The 23,694-nt window shown below is 69.7% G+C and carries 24 protein-coding genes and 1 pseudogene; 6 read left to right on the forward strand and 19 right to left on the reverse strand.

The annotated features are described in order from the left end of the window. The first annotated feature begins 183 nt into the window (after nt 1-183). From VD659_RS11495 to VD659_RS11510, 4 genes are read left to right on the forward strand one after another with little or no spacing between them, the layout of a single operon-like run. The gene (locus tag VD659_RS11495) at nt 184-1,572 is read left to right on the forward strand and encodes a branched-chain amino acid ABC transporter permease (protein WP_423261227.1); all 1,389 of its coding nucleotides are present in this window, start codon (nt 184-186) and stop codon (nt 1,570-1,572) included. An 11-nt stretch (nt 1,573-1,583) separates the two neighbouring features. Next, entirely contained in the window at nt 1,584-2,573 is a 990-nt protein-coding gene (locus tag VD659_RS11500) for a branched-chain amino acid ABC transporter permease (RefSeq protein ID WP_423261228.1), read from the forward strand. Continuing rightward, entirely contained in the window at nt 2,563-3,558 is a 996-nt protein-coding gene (locus VD659_RS11505) for an ABC transporter ATP-binding protein (protein WP_423261229.1), read from the forward strand. The genes VD659_RS11500 and VD659_RS11505 overlap by 11 nt, the downstream gene beginning before the upstream one ends. After that, nucleotides 3,555-4,346 (forward strand): ABC transporter ATP-binding protein, encoded by a 792-nt coding sequence (locus VD659_RS11510; protein ID WP_423261230.1) that lies wholly within the window; start codon nt 3,555-3,557, stop codon nt 4,344-4,346. Before VD659_RS11505 ends, VD659_RS11510 begins: the two co-directional genes overlap by 4 nt. Nucleotides 4,347-4,496: 150 nt before the next feature. On the opposite strand, the gene VD659_RS11515 is transcribed toward VD659_RS11510, so the two are convergent. From VD659_RS11515 to groES, 5 genes are all read right to left on the reverse strand, one after another. Continuing rightward, on the reverse strand, nt 4,497-5,828 hold the full coding sequence (locus VD659_RS11515; RefSeq protein WP_423261231.1) for an ABC transporter substrate-binding protein: 1,332 nt from the start codon (nt 5,826-5,828) through the stop codon (nt 4,497-4,499). Nucleotides 5,829-5,992: 164 nt separating this feature from the next. Continuing rightward, entirely contained in the window at nt 5,993-7,303 is a 1,311-nt protein-coding gene (locus tag VD659_RS11520) for an ABC transporter substrate-binding protein (protein WP_423261232.1), read from the reverse strand. A gap of 69 nt (nt 7,304-7,372) precedes the next feature. Continuing rightward, nucleotides 7,373-8,176: an ABC transporter substrate-binding protein gene (locus tag VD659_RS11525; RefSeq protein WP_423261233.1), complete on the reverse strand. Its 804-nt coding sequence runs from the start codon at nt 8,174-8,176 to the stop codon at nt 7,373-7,375. Nucleotides 8,177-8,198: 22 nt separating this feature from the next. Beyond that, entirely contained in the window at nt 8,199-9,146 is a 948-nt protein-coding gene (gene rarD / locus VD659_RS11530) for an EamA family transporter RarD (protein ID WP_137837184.1), read from the reverse strand. A 100-nt stretch (nt 9,147-9,246) separates the two neighbouring features. Then, nucleotides 9,247-9,543 carry a co-chaperone GroES gene (gene groES, locus VD659_RS11535; protein WP_066041091.1) on the reverse strand — a complete coding sequence of 99 codons (297 nt, stop codon included), beginning with the start codon at nt 9,541-9,543 and terminating at the stop codon, nt 9,247-9,249. Nucleotides 9,544-9,714: 171 nt separating this feature from the next. Here groES and VD659_RS11540 point away from each other — a divergent pair, with 171 nt between their 5' ends. Continuing rightward, nucleotides 9,715-10,911, forward strand: coding sequence for a THUMP-like domain-containing protein (locus tag VD659_RS11540; protein WP_423261234.1), 1,197 nt, complete (start codon nt 9,715-9,717; stop codon nt 10,909-10,911). 4 nt (nt 10,912-10,915) lie between these two features. Here VD659_RS11540 and VD659_RS11545 read toward each other — a convergent pair whose 3' ends face one another. The 10 genes from VD659_RS11545 to glmS all read right to left on the reverse strand — a co-directional run bounded on the left by VD659_RS11545 (nt 10,916) and on the right by glmS (nt 19,161). Beyond that, nucleotides 10,916-11,425 carry a DUF4190 domain-containing protein gene (locus tag VD659_RS11545; RefSeq protein WP_423261235.1) on the reverse strand — a complete coding sequence of 170 codons (510 nt, stop codon included), beginning with the start codon at nt 11,423-11,425 and terminating at the stop codon, nt 10,916-10,918. Nucleotides 11,426-11,492: 67 nt separating this feature from the next. After that, nucleotides 11,493-11,777 (reverse strand): DUF4190 domain-containing protein, encoded by a 285-nt coding sequence (locus tag VD659_RS11550; protein WP_137837139.1) that lies wholly within the window; start codon nt 11,775-11,777, stop codon nt 11,493-11,495. An 88-nt stretch (nt 11,778-11,865) separates the two neighbouring features. Continuing rightward, nucleotides 11,866-12,951, reverse strand: coding sequence for a tRNA (adenosine(37)-N6)-threonylcarbamoyltransferase complex transferase subunit TsaD (tsaD, locus tag VD659_RS11555; RefSeq protein WP_423261236.1), 1,086 nt, complete (start codon nt 12,949-12,951; stop codon nt 11,866-11,868). Further along, nucleotides 12,948-13,445, reverse strand: coding sequence for a ribosomal protein S18-alanine N-acetyltransferase (rimI, locus tag VD659_RS11560; protein ID WP_423261237.1), 498 nt, complete (start codon nt 13,443-13,445; stop codon nt 12,948-12,950). The genes tsaD and rimI overlap by 4 nt, the downstream gene beginning before the upstream one ends. After that, on the reverse strand, nt 13,442-14,053 hold the full coding sequence (gene tsaB / locus VD659_RS11565) for a tRNA (adenosine(37)-N6)-threonylcarbamoyltransferase complex dimerization subunit type 1 TsaB (protein ID WP_423261238.1): 612 nt from the start codon (nt 14,051-14,053) through the stop codon (nt 13,442-13,444). Before tsaB ends, rimI begins: the two co-directional genes overlap by 4 nt. A 71-nt stretch (nt 14,054-14,124) precedes the next feature. Continuing rightward, nucleotides 14,125-14,652 (reverse strand): tRNA (adenosine(37)-N6)-threonylcarbamoyltransferase complex ATPase subunit type 1 TsaE, encoded by a 528-nt coding sequence (gene tsaE / locus VD659_RS11570; protein WP_423261239.1) that lies wholly within the window; start codon nt 14,650-14,652, stop codon nt 14,125-14,127. Next, nucleotides 14,649-15,812, reverse strand: a complete 1,164-nt coding sequence (gene alr / locus VD659_RS11575) for an alanine racemase (protein WP_423261240.1) — start codon at nt 15,810-15,812, stop codon at nt 14,649-14,651. Before alr (VD659_RS11575) ends, tsaE begins: the two co-directional genes overlap by 4 nt. Next, a complete protein-coding gene (gene alr, locus VD659_RS11580) occupies nt 15,809-16,951 on the reverse strand; it encodes an alanine racemase (RefSeq protein ID WP_423261241.1) in 1,143 nt (380 codons plus the stop codon). The genes alr (VD659_RS11575) and alr (VD659_RS11580) overlap by 4 nt, the downstream gene beginning before the upstream one ends. After that, on the reverse strand, nt 16,948-17,307 hold the full coding sequence (locus tag VD659_RS11585) for a holo-ACP synthase (RefSeq protein WP_423261242.1): 360 nt from the start codon (nt 17,305-17,307) through the stop codon (nt 16,948-16,950). Before VD659_RS11585 ends, alr (VD659_RS11580) begins: the two co-directional genes overlap by 4 nt. Nucleotides 17,308-17,313: 6 nt before the next feature. Then, entirely contained in the window at nt 17,314-19,161 is a 1,848-nt protein-coding gene (gene glmS / locus VD659_RS11590) for a glutamine--fructose-6-phosphate transaminase (isomerizing) (RefSeq protein ID WP_423261243.1), read from the reverse strand. Between the two features lie 98 nt (nt 19,162-19,259). On the opposite strand from glmS, the gene coaA reads away from it, so the two are divergent. After that, nucleotides 19,260-20,213, forward strand: a complete 954-nt coding sequence (coaA, locus tag VD659_RS11595; protein ID WP_423261244.1) for a type I pantothenate kinase — start codon at nt 19,260-19,262, stop codon at nt 20,211-20,213. A gap of 13 nt (nt 20,214-20,226) precedes the next feature. Here the strand turns inward: coaA and VD659_RS11600 are convergent. The 4 genes and pseudogenes from VD659_RS11600 to rplM all read right to left on the reverse strand — a co-directional run bounded on the left by VD659_RS11600 (nt 20,227) and on the right by rplM (nt 23,655). Beyond that, a pseudogene (locus VD659_RS11600) lies at nt 20,227-21,184 on the reverse strand (IS481 family transposase). Between the two features lie 100 nt (nt 21,185-21,284). After that, nucleotides 21,285-22,649, reverse strand: coding sequence for a phosphoglucosamine mutase (gene glmM, locus VD659_RS11605; RefSeq protein WP_423261245.1), 1,365 nt, complete (start codon nt 22,647-22,649; stop codon nt 21,285-21,287). Nucleotides 22,650-22,675: 26 nt separating this feature from the next. Continuing rightward, entirely contained in the window at nt 22,676-23,161 is a 486-nt protein-coding gene (rpsI, locus tag VD659_RS11610; protein ID WP_137837148.1) for a 30S ribosomal protein S9, read from the reverse strand. Nucleotides 23,162-23,208: 47 nt separating this feature from the next. Then, nucleotides 23,209-23,655 (reverse strand): 50S ribosomal protein L13, encoded by a 447-nt coding sequence (gene rplM / locus VD659_RS11615; protein WP_137837149.1) that lies wholly within the window; start codon nt 23,653-23,655, stop codon nt 23,209-23,211. Nucleotides 23,656-23,694 lie beyond the last annotated feature (39 nt).

Below are 23,694 nucleotides of genomic sequence, written 5' to 3' on the forward strand. Positions count from 1 at the left end.
CTGGTTAAAGCGTAACGACTCCGCCGCTCGTGCTATTCCGCTTCGGACACGAATTCGGCACAATTCCCGCTGTGAAACACGGAGGACACATAGTCGGGATAACGTAACGGCCTATTACTATCAGGCAAGCGTGCCGCTGGAGTCACGCACCGTCCCGAAGGGCAGAACTTGACGACACAATCCGTGCCGGCCAGACAGATCGGTCGATTGCTCCACGACAGACGACGTCTGACCGGGGCGTTGATGATCGTCTTCGCGCTCCTCGGCGTCTTCCTCTTCGGCAGCTCGAGCCCGGCCTTCGCGGCCACCACGCCCCCCACGGCCGCGGCCTCGGCCTCCTGCACGGCCGACGCGACCACCGGATGCATCCAGGGCACCATCAACCAGCCGAGCGGTGACCCGGCGGTCGGGGTCTCCCTGCACGTCACCGGCGCCGGCGGCTTCGACGAGACCATCACCACCAACGACCAGGGCAAGTGGGTCGTCGCCATCACGACGGCGGGCCAGTACCAGGTCGAGGTCGACGAGAGCAGCCTCCCCGACGGGCAGTCGCTCGACTCCTCCGCGACCAACCCCGCCACGGTCGACGCCGCACTCAACAAGAACACCGGCCGCATCTTCAAGCTCACCGGCAGTTCGGGCGACAGCTCCTCGGGAACCACCGCGCCCACGGATTCGTCGGGCGGCGTGACCTGGGAGCGCTTCCTGCAGCAGGCGGCCTCCGGGCTCCGCCTGGGCCTCCTGCTCGCGCTCGCCTCGGTCGGTCTCTCCTTGATCTACGGCACCACCGGCCTCAGCAACTTCGCGCACGGCGAGCAGGTGACCCTCGGCGGCATCCTCGCCTACGTGTTCGCGAACCTGCTGGGCTGGAACCTCATCCTGGCCGCGATCGTGACCGTGGTGATCTGCGCGGCCACGGGGTACATCCAGGACTGGTTGATCTGGAAGCCGCTCCGAAGGCGCGGCATGTCGAACATGCAGATGATGATCGTCACGATCGGTCTCTCCCTGGCGCTGCAGTACACCTTCCAGTTCTTCATCGGAGCCGGCACGGTGCGCATCGACCGGTCGAACCCGAAGACGGTCGACCTCGGCGCCATCACGCTCTCCGAGCAATCGCTCTGGGCGATGCTCATCGCGGTGATCGCCATCGTGCTCGTGGGCTTCTTCCTGCTGCGCACCCGGATCGGCCGGGCCACGCGCGCCGTCTCCGACAACCCCGCGCTCTCCGCCGCGTCGGGCATCAACGTCGACGGCATCATCCGGCTGGTGTGGACCCTCGCGGCCGGCCTCGCCGGCCTGGCCGGCATCATGCTCGGCCTGGTGCTGAACGGCATCAGCTGGCAGACGGGTCTCCAGCTGCTGCTGCTGATGTTCGCGGCCACCACCCTGGGCGGCCTCGGAACCGCCTTCGGCGCCCTCGCCGGCGCCCTCATCATCGGCATGGTCGTCGAGCTCACGAACCTCGTCCTCCCGGGCGACTTCAAGTACGCGACCGCCTTGCTCATCCTGATCCTCGTGCTGCTGATCCGGCCGCAGGGGATCTTCGGCCGCCGTGAGCGGATCGGTTAGAAGGGCGCATCATGAACGAACTGATGACAACACTCAACGCGATCCTGGCGTCGGCGCTCTCCCCGGGCACCGCGGCACTGGCGATCGCGGCGATCGGCCTCAACATCCACTTCGGCTACACGGGTCTGCTCAACATGGGCCAGGCCGGCTTCATGCTGATCGGGGCATACGCCTTCGCCATCTCGATCATCGGCGGGCTGCCCCTCATCCTGGCGGTGATCATCGCTCTCGCCGCAGCCGTGCTCTTCGCGCTCGTCCTCGGGGTGCCGACGCTGAAACTGCGCGGCGACTATCTCGCCATCGTCACCATCTCGGCAGCGGAGATCATCCGCATGGTCGGGCGCTCGTCACTCCTCACGAGCATCACGGGCGGTTCGAACGGCCTCGTCGGCAACAGCTATCGCGGCCCGTTCACCGACCTCTCCTTCCTGGGTGACGGCCAATCCGGCTTCGGCCCGTGGAACTACGACAACACCGGCTCCGACGGCTGGTGGATCCGCCTCGTCGCCTGGGCGCTCGTGGCGCTGTTCAGCGTGATGGTGTTCCTTCTCATGCGCAGCCCCTGGGGCCGCGTGCTCCGCGGCATCCGCGAAGACGAGGATGCCGTGCGCGCGCTCGGCAAGAACGTCTACTCCTACAAGATGCAGGCGCTCATCCTCGGCGGTGTGCTCGGCGCGGTCGCCGGCGTGGTCTACATCCTCCCCGCTTCGCTGCAGGCCGACAGCATGGGCCGGTCGATGACCTTCTTCATCTGGACGGCGCTCCTGCTGGGCGGAGCGGCGACCATCTTCGGTCCCATCCTGGGTGCGATCGTGTTCTTCGCGCTGCGTCTCCTGGTTCAGGGCCTGGCCGGCCAGTTCGTGCCGGCGAGCATCATGACCTCGCAGCAGACCGAGCAGTTCTCCTGGATCCTGATCGGTGTCACGCTGATGCTGATCGTGATCTTCCGTCCGCAGGGCATCCTCGGAAACAAGAAGGAGCTGAGCTTCAATGCCAGGTGATCCCGTGATCGACATCCACGAAGGCTCCGCCGCGGCCCGGGCCGCTCTCGTCGGCCTCGACGGCAAGCCCGGTGTCTCGAAGCCCGACTCGATCCTGACCGTCGACAACGTGGTGCGCCGCTTCGGCGGCATGACCGCGGTGAGCGTCGACCACCTCGAGGTGCAGCGCGGGGTCATCACCGCGCTGATCGGGCCGAACGGCGCCGGCAAGACCACCTTCTTCAACCTCATCACGGGCTTCGACAAGCCGAGCTCCGCGCCCCGGCTGATCGGTGGCCCGAAGCCCGGCGAGGCCGCCAAGTGGGAGTTCAACGGCACCCCGCTCGGGATGACCGGAGCCGCGAAGGTGGCGAAGCAGGGCATGGTGCGCACCTTCCAGCTCACCAAGGCGCTCGCCCGCATGACGGTCATGGACAACATGCTGCTCGGCGCCCGCGACCAGCCCGGCGAGAACCTCTTCGTCTCCCTCATCAAGCCGCTCTGGGCGGCCCGGGAGAAAGAGGTCCACGCCAAGGCGGAGGAGCTGCTGCAGCGGTTCAAGCTCTACGAGAAGAAGGACGACCTGGCAGCGAGCCTGTCGGGCGGCCAGAAGAAGCTCCTCGAGATGGCGCGGGCCCTCATGAGCGACCCCACCATGATCATGCTCGACGAGCCGATGGCGGGCGTGAACCCCGCGCTGACGCAGTCGCTGCTCGGCCACATCCAGGCCCTGCGTGACGACGGCATGACCGTGCTCTTCGTTGAGCACGACATGCACATGGTTCGGCACATCTCCGACTGGGTGGTCGTGATGGCCGAGGGCCGCGTGGTGGCCGAAGGCCCTCCCGGCGACGTCATGGAAGACCAGGCGGTGATCGACGCCTACCTCGGCGCCCATCACAACACCGACCTGGGCGACGACTCCCTGCTCACCGACGAGGTGGCCGAGGAGCTCGCGAAGGAGATCTCCGAAGAGGACGCGAACACCGAAGGGGAGAAGAAATGAGCTTGGCTGCAGCCGCCTCGGCGCCCGAGCCCGTGATGCGGGCGACCGATCTGGTCGCCGGCTACCTGCCGGGCGTCAACATCCTGAACGGGTGCAACCTCGATGTCTACCCGGGCGAGCTGATCGGCATCATCGGCCCGAACGGCGCCGGCAAGTCGACGCTGCTGAAGGCCCTGTTCGGCCTCGTGAACGTGCGCTCCGGCAGCGTCACCCTGAACGGGCGCGACATCACCGGTCAGAAGGCGAACAAGCTCGTGCAGGCCGGGGTGGGCTTCGTCCCGCAGACCAACAACGTCTTCCCCTCCCTCACCATCGAGGAGAACCTCCAGATGGGGTTGTTCCTGCGACCCAGGATGCTCAAGGAGCGGCTCGAGTCGATCTTCGACCTCTTCCCGGTGCTCGCGGACCGCCGCGCCCAGCGTGCGGGCTCCCTCTCGGGCGGAGAACGCCAGTCGGTCGCCATGGCGCGCGCGCTGATGATGGACCCCTCGGTGCTGCTGCTCGATGAGCCCTCCGCCGGGCTGTCGCCGGTGCGCCAGGACGAGACGTTCATCCGCACCCGCCGCATCAACAAGACCGGCGTCTCGATCATCATGGTGGAGCAGAACGCGCGCCGCTGCCTGCAGATCTGCGACCGCGGCTACGTGCTCGACCAGGGCCGAAACGCCTACACCGGCACCGGCCGCGAGCTCGCCGACGACCCGAAGGTGATCGAGCTCTACCTCGGAACCCTCGCGAAGGACGTCGAGGCCGACGCCAAGGGCCCCGACGCCCCCGGCGCGATCTGACACGTCGCTCTGCTGTACCGAACGGCTGCGGGCCCGACCACCACCGGTCGGGCCCGCAGCCGTTAACACGACGCCGCCGGCCCCGGAAACGCCGAGAGCGGGCCCGACCCCGGAGGATCGGACCCGCTCTGTGGTCGAGGCGACTACTCCTTAGTAGGAGGTCTGACCTTCGATGGCCTGCTGCCAGATCGGCTTGTTGGCGTCATCGAACTTGTAGATTCCGATGAAGGCCGACGACGGCTCGTTCTTCTCATTGAACGGTCCGACGCCCGACTGACCCTTGTAGTGGATCTCCTTGCCGTCGGTGAGCAGCTTCGAGCAGTCCGCGAAGGTCGTGCACTCGGTGCCGCCCGTCGATCCGGAGACCGCGGCGAGGTTCTTCTGCACGTCGGCCGACACGTTCGAGCCCGCCTTCTGCGCGGCGAGGGCCGCGAGGATGGTGGCGTCGTACGACTCGGGGCCGTAGGAGAAGTCGCTCAGGGTTCCGCCCTGAACGTCCTTGTACCACGACACGAGCTGAGCCTTGAAGGCGTCGTTCGGGTTCGCGCCGGGGATGGTGCCCTGGGCGTTCAGGAGGGTTCCCTTGTCGAAGGCCGTGCCGTAGTCCGAGGTGTTGCCGTCGGAGTAGTAGGTCTTCGACATGTCGAAGCCCTGCGCGACGAGCTCGGGGATGATCGCCTTGGTCTCGTCGAAGGCGAGGATGACGATCGCGTCGGGCTTCGACGCGATGGCCGCGGTCACCTCGGAGGAGAAGGTGGTCTGACCGGGAGGGAACTCCTGGCCGGCACCCTTGGCGCCGTAGACGACCTTTCCACCGGCGGACTCGATCGAGGCCTGGGTGAAGTCGCGGAGACCGGTGCCGTAGGCGTCGTTGAACACGAGGAAGGCGATGTTCGAGTTGCCGTCACCCGTGATCAGCTGGCCGAGGGCCGAACCCTGCACCGAGTCCGGCGGAGCGGTCCGCCAGTAGAACGGGCTGTAGCCCGAGAGCTTCGCAGAGGTGTTCGCCGGGGAGATCTGGACGATCTTGGCCGAGGTGAACTTGTCGACGACGTTCAGCGAGACACTGGACGAAGCGGCGCCGATGGCGACCGAGACACCCGCATCGATGAGCTTCTGGGCGCTCGCGGTCGAGACCGAGAGGTCGGTGCTGTCACCGGAGTCGGACTCCAGGATGCACGCGTCAGCCCCGTTCACGCCACCGGCCGCGTTGATGTCGGCGACGGCGAGGCCGACACCGGCCTGCTCCGGCGGGTTGAGGAACGCGAGGTTACCGGTCTGCGGCAGGATCGTGCCGACGACGAGGCCGTCCTTCGTGCTGGCTCCGCTCGCGCAGGTCGCGGATGCGTAGGTGGTGGCCGAGTCGGTCGACGCCGTGGTCGACGTCGTGCTGCCCCCGGATGCGCAGCCGGAGAGCGTGATGGCGATGATGCCCGCTCCCGCCAATACGGCTGTCCGGAGGGCATTCTTGGATCGAATCATCCTGAGAACCCTTTCATGATGCGCGCGCTCTGTGAGCTCCCCAGGCGAGAGCCAGCGCGGTGATTTCACAAAGCTAGGCCGTGAATGTTTCAATCGTGTGTTCTCGGACTACACCAAGCACATCGTTAGCAATTCGTGATAGCCGATCGGGAAGAGCGATCGGCTCACTTCGCGGGTGTGAAACTGCCGAACACCGTGCCGATCGTCGCGGGTGCACCGTCGGCCCCGTAGAGCACGGCTGCTGCGGAACCGGCTTGCTCGACCCCGTCGGCGGAGAGCGAGAGCGGCCCCGTGAGACCGTCGAAATCGATGTCGACGCCGGCCGCCTGCAGCTGGGCGCACTCGTCGTAGGCCGTGCAGCGCGTGCCCTCGTTCGTCACGATCGGCAGCTGGGCGGCGATCGCCGCACCCGCCGGGTCGCCCGCCGCATTGGCGGCCAGTGCGATCGCGATCACCGCGTCGTGCGCCTCGGCGGCGAAGCGCGTCGAGCTGAGCCCGGGCGCGATGCCGGCGAGCTGGCCGAGGAACTGCGCGTCGGCGGTCACGCCCGCCCGCACGCCCGCTGCGCAGTCGAGGGCGCCGCCCGCGGCGACACCGGAGTAGTCGGCCGCGCTCTGATCGAGCAGGTGGAGTGAGGCCGGAGCGATCCTGCCTGCGGCGAGCAGGCTGTCGAGCCCGCCCTGGTCCAGAGCGTGCGAGATCACCACCACGGCATCGGGAGCGGATGCGCCGACGGCGTCGGCCGCCGCCGCGAACGACCCCGAGGGGCTCACCAGGGCGTTGGCGGAGACCGTCCCGCCGGCCGCCTGCAGAGCGGTGGTGAAAGCGGCGGAGACAGCGGCGCCGTACGCATCGTCGACGGCGATGACGCCGACCGTGCTGGCGCCGCCGTGCGTGAGCTGCTGCGCGAGCGCGGAGGCCTGGAGCGCAGCCGAGGGCACGAACGACGGCGCCGACGCCGGAGCGGTGTACACCGAACGGTCGATCGCGGTGTCGGTCGCCGAGGCGAACACCGCCCCGGCCGACGTCACCTGGTTGACCGCCGCGGCGGTGTCCGGCGAGGAGGGGCCGACCACGGCCGTCGCACCTTGGGTGAGGACGGAGCCGGCATCCGCCGTCGCGGAGCCGATGACCCGCAGGTTGCCGCCGAGCACGCCCGTCGGGCTCTCGTCGATCTCCCGCGCAGCGAGTGCGACGCCCGCCGCGACCGCGGCGGCCTCGGCCGATCCGTTGCCGATCGAACCGAGCAGCAGCGCGTCGCCGCGCACCAGGGCGGCGGGCGGCGCCTCGGCCGCCGGGGTGGCATCCGTGCTCGTCGGAGTGCTAGTGCGGCACGGCGAGCCGGGTGCCGGGGTGCTGCCCGCATCGGCGCTGCAGCCGGCGCACACGAGGGCGACCGTGGCGGCGAGGGCGAGTACCGTGGCGCCGCGGCGAGCGCCGTGTGGGGCGAACAGTGACCGGAGGGGAACGCTCATGGTGCCCCATCCTGCCATCGCCGCCCATCGACGGGCTGAGCGTGCCTGGGAGGGCGCCCCCTCAGCGGGTCAGGGGGCGAGGCCCGCGAGGGCCAGCGTGCCGGCGCTCGTCGAGCCGGCAGCGGTGCTCAGCTGGCCCGTCACACCGGTGTAGCGGATGGGGACGCGAGCGGTGATGGCATCGAGGCAGGCCCCGTAGCTCGAGCACTGGGCCGTGCCGCTCGTGACAGCCGGCAGGAACTGCGCGATCGATGCACGCCCGTCGTCACCGGCCAGCTTCGCCGCGAGGGCGATCATGACCACCGCGTCGTAGCTCTCGGCACCGAAAGCAGTGCCGGCCAGCGTGGGATCCGACGATCTCAGGCGAGCAGTGAACCCTTCGTCGACGGCTTCGGCCTCACCGACCGCGGTGACGGCGGGGATGCCGGCGGCGACCGCCGCGCTGTCGACTTCGCCCTGCGCGGCCTCGCTGTTGGGCCCCACGAGCGCGTCGACGGCTTTCGCGGCGAGTGCGGAGACCGAGGCGGCGGCCTTCCCGGCCGTGCCGTCGCCGGGCACCACCACGAGCGGCTTGCCACCCACGCCTCCCGCCTCGTCGATGTCGCGGGCGGCGAGCTCGGCACCGGCGAGAGAAGCGGTTCCGAGCGCGGCATCCGCGCCGCCGAAGGCGACGACGACACCGATCGTGAGGGTGCCGTCGCCCGTCGGCATCGGCTGCGCCATGCTGGCGACGGGCGTGGGGGCGCTGGTATCGCCCGGGGCGGCGGAGGCGAAGCATCCGGTGAGCGACACGGCCACGGCTGCGGCGAGAGCGGTGAGCGCGGCCAGATGCGGGCCCCGGCCGTTCGGGGCGAAGACGGTGTGCTGGGTCATCGTCGCACCACCCTATCGCTCCCTAGAGCAGTTCCTCGGGCACGGCGGACGCCACGGATGCCGAGCGCGGCCTGCGCGCCGACCGCACCATGTCGACCACGAGCAGCAGAGTGGCGACCCACACGATCGCGAAGCCCACCCAGCGCTCGGGCGGCATCGGCTCGCCGAGAACGAACACCCCGATGCAGAACTGGATGATCGGCGCGAGGAACTGGATGAAGCCCACGTAGACGAGCGGCAGCCGCCGGGCCGCCGAGGCGAACATCAGCAGCGGCACCGCGGTGGCCACGCCCGAGATCACGAGCAGGCCGGTGTGCCAGGCGCTCACGGTGCCGAAGGTCAGCCCGGTCAGCTGCGACACCACCACGAGCTGCACGATCGCCACCGGCGCGAGCCAGGCGGTCTCCAGGGTGAGGCCACTGGCGGCGTCGACGCGGGGCCCGACATACTTCTTCACGAGCCCGTAGGCGCCGAAGGAGCCGGCCAGCACGAGGGCCACCCACGGCACGCTCCCGTAGCCCACCGAGAGAACCACCACGGCGAGGGCGCTGACGCCCACCGCCGCCCACTGGAGGCGTCGCAGGCGCTCGCGCAGCACGATCACGCCGAGCAGCACGGTCACGATGGGGTTGATGAAGTAGCCGAGCGAGGTCTCCACCACCTGATCCGACAGAACGCCCAGGATGTAGGTCTGCCAGTTCACGTAGATGAGAGCACCCGCCGCGCCCATGAGCAGCAGCAGTCTCGGCTGCCGGGCAATCGCGAGGAACGGCCTCCAGGCCCGCGTGGCAGTGAGCAGCACCGCGCAGAACACGAGGGAGAACAGGATGCGCCAGCCCACCACCTCGAAGGCGCCGGCCGGACGCAGGAGCAGAAAGTAGAGCGGGAAGACGCCCCAGAGCACGTAGGAGGCCGCCGCGTAGACGAGCCCGGAACGGAACTGCTGCGCCGCGGAGCCCGCGATCGTCAACGTCGACGGGGGCGGAGTCTCGGGCACCGCGTCACTCTACTGCAGACGCGAAGAACCCGGGCGGCCTGAGCCACCCGGGTTCTCGTGAGTCGTGTCGGCCTTAGCGGACGACGACGGCGAGCACGTCGCGAGCCGAGAGCACGAGGAAGTCCTCACCGGCGTACTTGACCTCGGTTCCGCCGTACTTGGAGTAGATGACCTTGTCGCCGACGGCGACGTCGAGCGGAACGCGGTTGCCGTTGTCGTCGATGCGGCCGGGGCCGACGGCGACGACTTCACCCTCCTGGGGCTTCTCCTTGGCGGTGTCAGGGATGACGAGACCGGAAGCAGTGGTCTGCTCAGCTTCGACCTGCTTGATGACGATGCGATCCTCGAGCGGCTTGATGGAGACCGACACGGTTGACCTCTTCTTTCTGAATGTCTGTATTTCAAAAACCACGGGTTAGCACCCTCACACCGAGAGTGCTAAGTCGAGTTTAGAGGCTCGTTTGGCACTCGCGCAATGTGAGTGCCAAGCTCCACAGCCGGATGCGCCCGGCTCGGCCATCCGCCTTGGTACCGTTGCCGGATGGACTCCGCCGAGCTCTCGTTCCTCTTCACCGCCGAAGGGCTGCGGCTTCTCGACTCCTTGCCCGGGTACACGGCGGGCGGGGCCGTCAAGCAGGTGGCGGAGCTGCGCCGGGCCGGCCATTCTCCCGAGCTCGTCGCGGCCGTGCTCACCCAGGCCCGTCTCCGCGAGAAGGCCACGGCCAAGTTCGGCGCCTTCGCCGACCGCCTGCTGTACACCCAGGCCGGCCTCGAGCAGGCGACCCGCCTCAAGGTCGCCGCGCTGCACGCCGGGCGGTTCCGGGCTGCGGGCGTCACGCGCGTCGCCGACCTGGGCTGCGGAATCGGGGCCGACGCCCTCGCCATCGCGGCCCTGGATCTGCCCGTGGTCGCGGTCGAGCGCGACGAGGTCACGGCGGCGATCGCCTCCTACAACCTCGCCAGCTTCCCGAACGCCGAGGTCGTGCACGCGGATGCCGAGGAGTTCGACCTCGACGCGGCGGGGGTGGACGCGGTGTACCTCGACCCGGCCCGCCGCACGAGCGGCACCAAGAACACCGCCCGCCTCACCCGTCCCGACGACTACTCCCCCTCGGTCGACTTCGCCTTCGCCCTCGCCGCGCGCCGGCCGACGGGAGTGAAGCTCGGCCCCGGCTTCGACCGCTCACTCATCCCCGGCGACGCCGAGGCGCAATGGGTCTCCGACGACGGCCAGGCCGTGGAGATGGGGCTCTGGTTCGGCGCTCTGGCTCGGCCGGGCATCCGCCGCTCCGCACTCGTGCTCTCGGCGAGCGGGGCGGCCGAGCTCACGGCGGCGGCCGACAGCGCCGACGCGCCTGTGCGCGAGCTGGGCGAGTTCGTCTACGAGCCCGACGCGGCCGTCATCCGGGCGCGGCTCATCGGCGCGCTGGCCGGGCAGCTCGATGCCGGCATGCTCTCCCCCGGCATCGCCTACCTCACCGGAGACACGCTGGTCGCGTCGCCGTTCGCGAGCGCGTTCCGGGTGCGCGAACGCCTACCCGCTTCGGAGAATCAGCTCAAGAAGGCGCTGCGGGAGCGTCGAATCGGCACGCTAGAGATCAAGAAGCGCGGCATCGATGTCGATCCCGCGACGCTGCGCACACGACTCGCGCTCAAGGGGCCCGAGGCGGCGACGCTCATCCTGACCCGGGTCGCCGGAGCGCACGAGGCGCTCCTGGTCGACCGGGTCTCCGGATGAACGATCAGTAGGAGTAGGTGCCCGCGGCGCCGGCGGCCGCGAAGATCACGACGAGGAACACCACGTAGATGATGATGCCGATCACCCAGAGGCCGGTGAAGACGTACGACAGGATGAGGCCCGCCTTCGCGAGTCCACGACCCTGTTCGCCCGTGCGGTCGATCTGCTTGAGCGCGATGTGGCCGGTCACGATGCCGGCGATCGAGAACACGAAGGCCAGGATGATGGTGATGATGGCCAGCACGTTCGTCGGCGGCGTCGCCGGAGCCTGATAGCCGTAGTAGGGCTGCTGAACGGGCGGTGGCTGGTAGCCGGGAGGGGCCTGCTGGTAGCCGGGCGCGACGGGGGGCTGCTGGTAGTAGCCCGGTGCCGCGGGGGGCTGCTGATACGGCTGCGCCTGCGGCGGATAGCCCGGCGCCGGCGGAACCGGCGGCTGCTGGTAGCCGGGCACCGGCGGCGTCACCGGGGGAACCGGCGGCTCTGCGCCGGGGGTGGTGTTGTTCGTGTCGCTCACGGGGAGTGCCCTTCTGTGCCGGCGGAGGGGGACGGGCGCAGGCGGCGAACCGCCTGCGCCCCGGTTCTCAGTAGGTGCTGACGGTCACGTTCCCCGCCGCAGCAGCGACGGCGACCACGATGATGATGATGATCCAGAAGATCACGCCGATGGCGCCGATGATGATACCGGCGATCGCGAGGCCGCGGCCCGACTCGCCGGTCTTCTTGATCTGGCTGAGCGCGATGGCGCCGATGATCACCGCGATGATGTTGAAGCTCAGGATCGACAGCACGAGCGCCACGATCGACAGCACGTTCGTCTTCTGGGCGGGGACCGGCGCGGGCGCGTAGGCGGGGGTGGGTTCAGTCAAGGTAGGGCTCCAATTGTCCTAAGAAAATACGATGACGGCACCTATCGTGGCGGGTCGCTGAGAAAGTGTCAATGACCGCCGCAACAGTTCACGCCGCCGGACGCTCGTCCACCTGGATCTGCGTCACCGGCAGCGTCGAGTCCGCGCCGAAGCCGAGGGTCGACGGACGGTGCCCGGCCGCGATCAGCTGCGCCCCCAGCGCGGCGATCATCGCCCCGTTGTCGGTGCACAGTGACAGAGGGGGGATGCGGAGGGTGACGCCCTGGGCCTCGGCCCGCTCGGCCGCCACCTGGCGCACCCGCGCGTTCGCCACGACCCCGCCGCCGAGCAGCAGTCGCGGGATGCCGAAGTCCGCGCAGGCCCGGAACGCCTTCGTGAGCAGAACATCCACCACAGCTTCGCGGAAACTCGCGGCCACGTCGGCCACCGGGATCTCCTCCCCGGCATCGGCGGCGCGCTCGACCCAGCGGGCCACGGCCGTCTTGAGCCCGGAGAACGAGAAGTCGTAGCGGTGCTTCTCGAGGTCCTTGGCCTGCATGAGGCCGCGCGGGAAGTGGATCGCCTTCGGGTCGCCGCCCAGCGCGACGCGGTCGATCTGCGGGCCGCCGGGGTAGGGCAGACCGAGCACGCGCGCCACTTTGTCGAAGGCCTCGCCCGCGGCGTCGTCGATGGTCTCGCCGAGCAGCTCGACGTCGCCCACCAGGTCCCGCACGAGGAGGAGCGACGTGTGTCCGCCGGAGACGAGCAGGGCGATGGTGGGGTACTCGAGGGCGTCGTCGTCGAGCACGTCGGCGCCCACGTGGCCCACGAGGTGGTTCACCGCGTAGAGCGGCTTGCCCGTCGCCACGGCGAGCGCCTTCGCGGCACCGACGCCCACCATGAGCGCACCGGAGAGGCCGGGGCCGCTCGTCACGGCGATCGCGTCGATGTCGCCGATGCCGAGCCCGGCCTGGGTCAGCGCGGTCTCGAGCGTCGGGTTCATCGCCTCGAGGTGGGCGCGTGCCGCGACCTCGGGCACCACTCCGCCGTAGCGCGCATGCTCGTCCATCGACGAGGCGATCACATTGGCGAGCAGCGTCGAGCCGCGCACGATTCCCACGCCGGTCTCGTCGCACGAGGTCTCGATGCCGAGCACGACGGGCTCCCGGCCTTCTCCCGCGTTCAGCGTCGTCATCGTGCGTTCCCTTCCCTGACGGCCGGCCGCGGCGCCTTCAGCTCGGCCTTCATCACGATCGCATCCACCCCGTCGGGCTGGTAGTAGGCCGGGCGCACGGCGATGTCGGTGAAGCCGAGCGAGAGGTAGAGCCCGTGCGCCACCGGGTTGTCGGCCCGCACCTCGAGGAACATCGACCGCGCCCCGCGGGCGACGGCCTCGCCCAGCAGGCGCTGCATCAGCTGCCGCCCGAGCCCCCGCCCGCGGGCCGTCGACGTCACGGCGATCGTCTGGATGTCGGCGTCGACGGACCCGGGCGGGCAGAGCAGCCCCGCATAGCCGGCCAGCGCATCCGGGGTCGCCTCGTCGACGCCCACGAGGTAGTAGCAGAACGGATGCTCGATCTCCCGCGCCATCGACTCGCGCGACCACGCGTCGCTCTCGAAGGAGGCCTCCTCCAGCGCCATGATGGCGTCGAGGTCCGCGACGGATGCGCGGCGCAGCTGCCAGCTCACTGCGACACCCGCTTGCGCGCGCCGGGCATCGTGACGTCGGGCGAGCGCAGGTACAGCGGCTCGGCCACGTCGTCGGCCCGCCCGAGCGAGCGGTGCAGCAGCGCCACCCGCCCGAGGGCGCCCGCGCTCACCTGGGTGGCATCGACGCGCACGGCCTCGGGATGCGGCACCGCGGCGGGCACGCACAGGCCCGGGCCGCCCGTGCGGAGAGGGGCGTCGGCGTCGAGCTCGTAACGCGACCAGTAGACCTCGCGGCGGCGCGCATCCGTCACCACCAGCAGCGGGCCGCGCGTACCGGCCGACCACTCCTCGAAGGCGATGGCATCGTGGCTGACGACCGGCACCACGGGCCGGCCGATGCCGAAGGCGAAGGCACGTGCGGCGACGATGCCCACGCGGAGGCCGGTGAACGGGCCAGGCCCCATGCCCGCGACGACCTCGTCGAGGGCGGCGGGTTCGACCCCGGCCTCGGTCAGCACGAGGTCGATCAGCTCGCCGATCACCTCGGCATGGCGCATGGTGTCCTCGGTCGAGCCCTCGGCGAGAACGGTACTGCCGTCGACGACGGCGACCGAGGTTCCGGCGGAGGTGTCGATGGCGAGAAGCACAGAAAGAGCCTAACGCGGCGCGACGCGACGAGGGCCCTGAGGACTCGAGGACCCGAGGACCCGACGGACGCTCAGCTCCAGCGCGGGCCGACGCCCGTGAGGCGCACCTGCCGCGGCTCGATCGGCTCCTCGGAGGGGTCGAGTGCTTCGACGGCGGCGGAGCCGCGCTCCGCCCCGGCGCCGAGCGGGCGATCGATCTCGATCGAGAGGTACGAGTCGGTGAGCGCCTCGATCATGCCGGCGCCCCACTCCACCACCACGACCGAGTGCGCGAAGTCGATGTCGAGGTCGTCGAGCTCGAGGGCGCTGCCGAGCCGGTAGGCGTCGACGTGCACCAGGGCCGGTCCGCCCGTGAGCGAGGGATGCGTGCGCGCGAGCACGAAGGTCGGGCTCGTCACCGGCCCCCGCACCCCGAGTCCCTCGCCGAGGCCGCGGGTGAAGGTGGTCTTGCCCGCGCCGAGCTCTCCGGTGAGCAGCACCACGTCCCCGGCGCCGAGCAACCCGGCCAGACTCACGCCGAACTCGTGCATCGCCTCGGGGTCCGCGATCTCGCGCGGCGACCCGATCGCGGCGAGCGCCGCGCGTGCATCCGCGCTCATCGCTCCTGCTCGCTCTCCCCCAGATAGACCCGGGAGACGCGTTCGCCCACCCGGGCCACGATCTCGTCGCCGATGGTGTCCGCGAAGCCCGCCCACTCCTCGGCGGTCGGCTCTCCCCGGTCCCCTTCACCGAACACGACCACCTCGTCGCCCACGGCCACCTCGTCGTCGCCGACGTCCACCACGAACTGGTCCATGGCGATGCGGCCGGCGATCGGATGGCGCTTGCCGTTGATCCAGACCTCGGAACGGCCGCCGGCAATGCGCGGGATGCCGTCGGCGTAGCCGAGCGGAACCAGCGCGAGGGTCGACTCCGCCGCCGTGCGGTAGGTCAGCCCGTACGAGATCCCATGGCCGGCCGGCACGCGCTTCACCGACACCACGGGTGCCCGGAGTGTCATCACGGGCCGGAGTCCCAGGTCGCGCCCGGTGCGGTCGTCGAAGGGCGAGATGCCGTAGGCCGCGATGCCGAAGCGCACGAGGCCGAGGCGGGCCTCGGGCATCCGGATGCCCGCCGAACTCGCCGCCAGGTGCAGCAGCTCGAAGCGGGCGCCGAGGTCCTCCGCCACCGCCACGGCGCGGTGCAGCCGGGCGAGGGCGACCGCGTCGTCCTCCGGCGAGGCGTCGGCGAGATGCGACCAGGCGGCGTGTACGCGCACCACCCCCTGCCGCTCAGAGTCGAGCGCAGCCTGCACGAGCCCCGGCCAGTCCTCCTCCGTGGCGCCGTTGCGGCTCAGCCCGGTGTCGACCTTGAGATGCACGCGCGGGGCCCGGGAAGCGCCGGCGGCCGCGATGGCGTCGAGCTGCCAGACCGCCGAGATGCCGAGGTCGATGTCGGCCTCGGCGGCCTCTCCGAACAGAGCGTCGGGGTCGTGCATCCAGGCGAAGACGGGCGCGGTGATGCCGGCTTCGCGCAGGGCGAGCGCGGCCGGGATGTCGAGCACGGCGAGCGAACTCGCGCCGGCCTCGAGGGCGGCCCGGGCGAGCGGAACCATGCCGTGCCCGTACGCATCCGCTTTCACGGCGAGCATGGTCTCGGCGGGCCGGGCGAGCTCGGAGAGCGTGCGCACGTTGTGGCGGAAGGCGTCGAGGTCGATCACGGCCTCACGCCGCGGTGCCGCTCCGCTCCGCTCCGGTGCCGCCTGGGTCCGTGCGTTCATTCCGGCACCCGCTTCACCCGGCGGCCGAGGCGCGTCACGATCTCGTAGTTGATGGTTCCGGCGGCCTCGGCCCAGTCGCCGGCCGTCGGATGGCCCGCGGCACCGTCGCCGAAGAGCACGACCCGGTCGCCCACCGCGGCCTCGTGGTCGCCGAGGTCGACGACGAACTGGTCCATCGCCACCCGCCCGACGATCGGATGCACGGAACCGCCGACCCAGACGCTCCCCGTGTTCGAGACGTGCCGGGGTATCCCGTCGGCGTAGCCGAGCGGCACCAGGCCGAGCCAGGAGTCGTGCTCGGGGCGGTAGGTGTAGCCGTAGGAGACCCCGGTGCCTGCCCGCACGCGCTTCACCGAGATGAGCCGGGTCTCCAGACGCAGCGCGGGGCGCAGACCGAGCTCGGCCGGCGTGGCGTCGTCGAACGGCGAGAGGCCGTACATGCCCACGCCGAGCCGCACCAGGTCGAGGCGCGTCGCCGGCAGCCGCAGCGCCCCCGCCGTGGCGGCGAGGTGGCGTACAGCCGGATCGAGCCCGGTGGCGCGGGCCAGCTCCGTAGCCTCCTCGAAGGCGGCGAGCTGCGCGAGGTCGTCGTCGTCGCTCGCGTTCGAGAGGTGGCTGAACATCCCGTCGACCCGGATGCGCCCGCTCGCCTCGGCCGCCTGCGCAGCCTCGAACACGGCTGCCCAGTCGCTGCGCTCGATGCCGTTGCGCCCGAGCCCGGTGTCCACCTTGAGGTGCACCCGGGCGGGCGTCGCCGAGGTTCCCGCCTCGAGCGCGCGCGAGAGCTGCAGCCGGGTGCTGATGCCGAGGGTGATGTCGTTCGCCACGGCGGCCTCGAACACGGGGTCTGCGCCGTGCAGCCAGGCCAGCACGGGCGTCGTGAATCCCGCGGAGCGCAGGGCGAGGGCCTCGTCGACGTCGGCCACCCCGAGCCAGCTCGCCCCGCCGTCGAGGGCCGCACGAGCGGCACGCTCGGCGCCGTGGCCGTAGCCGTTCGCCTTCACCACGGCCATCACTGCGGCCGGTGCCACCGTCTCGGCGACGTGGGCGACGTTCGCGGTGATCGCCGCCGCATCCACCACTGCGCGCCGCAGGGCAGGAGCCGCGTCGGGCGCGACCTCGCGTGCCGTCGCCGTCATCGCTCGTCTCCTTCCGCCACCACGAAGGCCATCGCGCTGCCTCCGTCGTGGGACATGCTGAGGTGCACGCGCGCGGCGCCGATCTCGGCGAGCGCCGCGGCGACTCCGCCCGAGAACGCGAAGGCCGGGTTGCGATGCTCGTCGGAGACGATCTCCATGTCGTGCCAGCGGAACTCGGTGGAGTGCCCCACGGCCTTGATCAGCGCCTCTTTCGCGGCGAACCGAGCGGCCAAGGACCGCACCGGCAGTGCCCGTTCGCTGGGAGCGAACAAGCGCTCGAGCAGCCGGGGCGTGCGCTCCAGCGAGCGCTCGAATCGCGCGACGTCGACCAGGTCGACCCCGACACCGACGATCACGACGGCCTACTCGACCGTGACGGACTTCGCCAGGTTCCGCGGCTGGTCGACGTCGAGGCCCTTGGCGGTCGCGAGTTCCATCGCGAACAGCTGCAGCGGGATGACGGTCAGCAGCGGCTCGAACAGGGGCGCCGCGAGCGGGATCCGGATCACCTCGTCGGCGAAGGGCAGCACCGCAACGTCGCCCTCCTCGGCGATCGCGAGGATGCGCGCGCCGCGGGCCCGGATCTCCTGGATGTTCGACACCACCTTCGAGTGCAGCGAGTTGGGGTCGCGCGGCGACGGAACCACGACGAACACGGGCTGGCCCGGCTCGATCAAGGCGATCGGCCCATGCTTGAGCTCGCCGGCGGCGAAGCCCTCGGCGTGGATGTAGGCGAGCTCCTTGAGCTTGAGGGCGCCCTCCAGGGCGATCGGGTAGCCGACGTGACGGCCGAGGAAGAGCACGGCCCGCGAGTCCGACATCCACTTGGCCAGCTGCGTGATCTCGGGCGCGTTCTTCAGCACGCGCTCGATCTTCGCGGGCACGGCCTGCAGCTCGGCGAGCTGTGCGGCCGCCACCGCCGGCTCCAGGGCGCCGCGCACCCGCGCCAGGTGCAGGCCGAACAGGTAGAGGGCGGTGATCTGCGCGACGAAGGCCTTCGTCGACGCGACGGCGACCTCCGGGCCGGCGTGCGTGTAGATGACCGCATCCGACTCGCGGGCGATGGTGGCGCCCTGGGTGTTGCAGATCGACAGCGTGCGGGCGCCGTTCGCGATGGCGTACTTCACGGCCATCAGCGTGTCCATGGTCTCGCCGGACTGGCTGATCGACACCACGAGCGTCGAGGGCGTGAGCACCGGCTCGCGGTAGCGGAACTCGTGCGAGAGCTCCACCGAGACCGGCACACGGGCCCACTTCTCGATGGCGTACTGCCCGAGCATCCCCGAGTAGCTCGCCGTGCCGCACGCGATCACGATGACGCGGTCGATGCCGATCAGGGCCTCGTCGAGGTCGGCGAGTTCGGGAAGCACGACCTGGTCGCCGACCACGCGGCCGAGGATCGTGTTGGCGACCGCCTCGGGCTCCTCGCTGATCTCCTTGGCCATGAAGCTCGACCAGCCGCCCTTCTCGGCGGCGGAGGCGTCCCACGACACCTCGAACTCGTGCGCCTCGACCGGGGTGCCGTCGAAATCGGTGACGAGCACGGAATCGGGGGTGATCACCACGATCTGGTCCTGCCCGATGGCCACGGCACGGCGCGTGTGCTCCACGAAGGCCGCGACGTCGCTGCCGAGGAAGTTCTCGCCATCGCCCAGCCCGATCACGAGCGGTGAATTGCGGCGGGCGCCCACCACGATGCCGGGCTCGTCCTGGTGCAGGGCGAGGAGTGTGAACGCGCCTTCGAGGCGTGAGACCACCCGGCCGAGCGCGGCCGGCAGTCCGTCGCCGGCCTCGAACTCGCGCCCGAGCAGCTTGGCCGCCACCTCGGTGTCGGTCTCGCTGTCGAAGACGAAGCCATCGTCGAGCAGCTCCTGCTTGAGGCTCGCGAAGTTCTCGATGATGCCGTTATGGATGAGCGCGATGCGTCCGGAGGCGTCGAGGTGCGGATGCGCGTTTCCGTCGGTCGGCCCGCCGTGCGTCGCCCAGCGGGTGTGGCCGATCCCGGTGTGCCCGTCGGCCATCGGATGCGCCTCGAGGTCGTCGGCGAGAACCGCCAGCTTGCCGGCGCGCTTGCGGGTCGAGAGCGAGCCGTCGTCGCCGATCACGGCCACGCCGGCCGAGTCGTAGCCGCGGTATTCGAGTCGGCGCAATCCGCCGAGGAGCACCTCGAGACTGCTGTTGTTGCCGACGTAACCCACGATTCCACACATGCGAGCGAGTTTAGCCGAGGCCGCTGGGCTGCCTGACAGCGAGCCCTCAGGGCACCGTGCCGCTCCGGTGTGCCGAGTTCGGGCAGAATGGGAGTCCTATGCCCGATTCCGCCTCGACACACGGCTTCGCGCAGTTCAGCCCGTTCGTGGAGTTCGATCGCGCTCACTGGGCCGCCCTCGCGCCGATGACCCCGCAGCCGCTCACCGAGACCGAGATCGTGCAGCTGCGCGGCCTCGGCAACCCGCTCGACATGCGCGAGGTCACCGAGGTCTATCTGCCGCTCGCGCGACTCCTCAACCTCTACGCCACGAGCGCGCAGCAGCTGCACCGAGCCACCACCGACTTCCTCGGCGACCACGCGAAGAGCACGCCCTTCGTCATCGGCGTCGCCGGATCGGTGGCCGTCGGCAAGTCCACCACCGCACGTCTCCTGCGCGAGCTGCTCGCCCGGTGGGCCGACACCCCTCGGGTCGAACTGATCACCACCGACGGCTTCCTGCTGCCTAACGCCGAGCTCGAGCGCCGGGGCATCATGCACCGCAAGGGCTTTCCCGAGTCCTACGACCGGCGGGCCCTGCTGCGCTTCGTGAGCGCGGTGAAGAGCGGCAATCCCGAGGTGCGCGCGCCCTACTACTCGCACCTCAGCTACGACATCGTGCCCGATGCGCAGATCGTGGTGCGGCAGCCCGACATCCTCATCGTCGAGGGTCTCAACGTGCTGCAACCCCCCGCGGCGAGCAACACGCTCGCCGTCAGCGACCTGTTCGACTTCTCGCTCTACGTGGATGCCCGCACCACCGACATCGCGACGTGGTACGAGAGCCGCTTCCTCGACCTGCAGCGCGGCGCGTTCGCGAATCCGAAGTCCTACTTCCACCGCTACGCGGCACTCTCCGAGGCGGAGGCCCGGGAGACGGCGAAGGGCATCTGGGCCTCGATCAACCTGCCCAACCTGATGGCGAACATCCGGCCCACCCGCTCACGGGCCACCCTCGTGCTCCAGAAGGACTCCGACCACAAGGTCAACAAGGTCCTCCTCCGCAAGCTCTAGATGTACTCGGCCATCAGGTTGTTGACACTCGGGCTGTGGGTGTGAGGCCGTGGCTGGTGTGGATGCGTCCAGTGTTGTAGTGGTTGAGCCAGGGTGCAAGGGCGTCGTAGCGGGCTTGGTTGCTGGTGAAGATCTGCCGGTATGCCCACTCGTTCTGCAGGGTGCGGTTGAAGCGCTCGACTTTGCCGTTAGTCCAGGGGCAGTGCGGTTTGATGAACCGCTGCTCGGCGCCGAGGTCAGCGACTGCTGCTTTGAATGCGGCTGATTTTCGGTAGGCGAGGGCGTTGTCCGAGATGACTCGTTCGATGCGGGTAATGCCGTGGGTTGCGAAGTGCGCGGCGGCTCGGATCAGGAACCCGGCCGCGGTGGCTCCTTTCTCGTCGGGATGGATTTCGGCGTAAGCGACCCGGGTGTGGTCATCGACGAGGGCGTGGACGTAGTCGAATCCGATGCCACGACCGCGGACGGCTTCGCTTCGCCCGTGGGCTTTCCAGCCGCCGCCGTCAGGGATGCGGCCGAGTTTCTTGACATCGATGTGGACCAGCTCACCTGGCCGTTCTCGCTCATATCGGTTCGCCGTGGTCCGGGTCGCCCGGATGACCTGCCCGGTCAACGGGTCACAGGCGACCAGTGGGTATTTGGTAGCGGGTCAGGATGCGGGTGACGGTCCGGGCCGGAACCCCGGTCTCTCGGGCCAGGTTCGCAGGTCCCGTCCGTAGCCGTGCTCGGGCTTCCAGAACAGCCGCTTCCCGTTCCGGAGGCGTTTTCGTCGGCGAGCTGATCGGGCGGCTCGAGCGATCCACCAGACCCGCCTCACCCTCGGCTCTGAATCGTCGCACCCACCTGTGGGCAGTCTGGCGGGAGACGCCGAGTTCTTTGGCGACGTGAGCGACCGGGCGACCGTCGTTGGTCACTCGCGAGACGAGCAGTGCTCTTCCATGGGTCGTCAAACGGGCATTAGCGTGGGACACGAGGCCTCCTGGCAGTGAAGAACTAGACAGCTCCACTAAGCCAGGAGGCCTCGCTAATTCACAACCCCGAACCTGTCACCAACGTCATGGCCAAGTACAGCTAGAGCGCGCGCTCCACACCGGTCGAGAGGCGCTGGCGCACCACGTCGGCGAGCTGGTTCGCGATGCGGTCGGCCGTGGCCTGGTCGCCGGCCTCCACCATCACGCGCACGAGCGGCTCGGTGCCGGAGGGGCGCAGCAGGACGCGCCCGGTCTCGCCGAGGTCGGCTTCGGCCTCCGCGACGGCGTTCGCGAGCACCGCATCCGTCGACACGCCCTCGCGGTCGACGCCGCGAACGTTCACCAGGGTCTGCGGGTACACCTTCATCACGCTCGCGAGCTCGGCGAGGCTCTTCTTGCTGGCCGCCATCTGGCTGAGCAGCTGCAGGCCGGTGAGGATGCCGTCGCCGGTGGTGGCGTGGTCGGCGAAGATGATGTGCCCAGACTGCTCGCCGCCGAGCGAGAGCCCGCGGTCGTTGATGGCTTCGAGCACGTAGCGGTCGCCCACCCGGGTCTCGAGCATCGTGATGCCGTGCTTGGCCATCGCGACCTTGAGGCCGAGGTTGGACATCACGGTGGCCACGAGGGTGTTCTCCCGCAGGTTGCCGCGCTCGAGCTGAGCCAGGGCGAGGATCGCCATGATCTGGTCGCCGTCGACGATGTTGCCCTGCGCATCCACGGCCAGACAGCGGTCTGCGTCGCCGTCGTGCGCGATGCCCACGTCGGCACCCGCGGCGATCACCGCGGCGGCGAGCTTGTCGAGGTGCGTCGAGCCCACTCCGTCGTTGATGTTCATGCCGGTCGGGTCGTTGCCGATCACGGTGATGCGGGCGCCCGCCTGGCTGAAGGCCTCGGGCGAGACGCCGGCCGCCGCGCCGTGGGCGCAGTCGAGCACCACGTGGATGCCGTCGAGCCGGTGCGGGAGCGTCGTGAGCAGATGCACCACGTAGCGGTCTTCCGCATCCGCGAACCGCTTGATGCGCCCGATGTCACCGCCGAGCGGCGTGAGCTGCGGATGCTCGAGGGCCGCCTCGATCGCGATCTCCACGTCGTCGGGCAGCTTCTTGCCGGCGCGCGCGAAGAACTTGATGCCGTTGTCGGGCGCCGGATTGTGGGATGCGGAGATCACCACGCCGAAATCCGCTCCGATGTCGGCGATCAGGAACGCGGCGGCCGGGGTCGGCAGAACTCCGGCGTCGAGGACATCGACGCCGGAGCTCGCGAAACCGGCGGAGACGGCAGCCGCGATGAAGTCGCCGGACTGCCGGGGGTCGCGCGCGACCACCGCGACCGGTCGACGACCGGCATCTCGGGCTTCGGCCCCCAGAACGCGTGCACCGGCCTGAGCGATCCGAAGAGCGAGGTCGGCGGTGACGTCCTGGTTCGCGAGCCCACGCACCCCATCGGTGCCAAACAGGCGAGCCATACGCTAAGCGTAGAGCCGAAGCGCGATTAGCGCTTCGAGAACTGCGACGCCTTACGGGCCTTCTTGAGACCGGCCTTCTTGCGCTCGATGACGCGGGCGTCACGAGTGAGGAAGCCCGCCTTCTTCAGGTTCGGTCGGTTGTTCTCACGGTCGATCTCGTTCAGCGCGCGAGCGATGGCGAGACGGAGCGCACCGGCCTGGCCGGAGGGGCCACCGCCCGTGATCTTCGCGACCACGTCGTAGGAGCCGATCAGGTCGAGCACCTTGAAGGGGTCGGTGATCAGCTGCTGGTGCAGCTTGTTCGGGAAGTAGTCCGCGAACTCGCGGCCGTTCACCGAGAGGGTGCCCGAACCGGGAACGAGGCGCACGCGGGCGATGGCCTGCTTGCGACGGCCCACGGCTGCGCCGGAGACGTTGAGAACGGCACGGGGCGCACGGGGCGCCTCATCGGCCGGGGTTTCGGTGGAGTAGCTCTCGGGAGCCACGTCAATCTGGTCTGCGATCTTCGCCACGGTAGTGATAAGTCCTTTGTCTGAGTCTGCTGAACGAACGCGGGACGCTACTGGGCGACCTGGTCGAGGATGTACGGGGTGGGCTGCTGAGCAGCGTGCGGGTGCTCAGGGCCTGCGTAGACCTTCAGCTTGCGGAACTGGTCACGGCCGAGCGAGGTCTTCGGCAGCATGCCGCGGATCGCCTTCTCGACGGCGCGCTCGGGGTTCTTCTCGAGCAGCTCGGAGTACGAGACGGCGGTGAGGCCGCCCGGGTAGCCGGAGTGGCGGAAGGCCTTCTTCTGCGCGAGCTTCGAACCGGTGAGCGCGACCTTGTCGGCGTTCACGATGATGACGAAGTCGCCCATGTCCATGTGCGGGGTGAAGGTGGCCTTGTTCTTGCCGCGCAGGATGGCGGCGGCGTGGCTGGCCAGACGGCCGAGGACCACGTCGGTGGCGTCGATGATGACCCAGCCGCGCTGGACTTCACTGGCCTTCGGGGTGTAAGTACGCGTCACAGTAGTGCTGCTTTCTTGTTCGAGTGAGGAGTTCGTGAA

The organism is Herbiconiux sp. 11R-BC (assembly GCF_049472555.1).
Taxonomy (GTDB): domain Bacteria; phylum Actinomycetota; class Actinomycetes; order Actinomycetales; family Microbacteriaceae; genus Herbiconiux.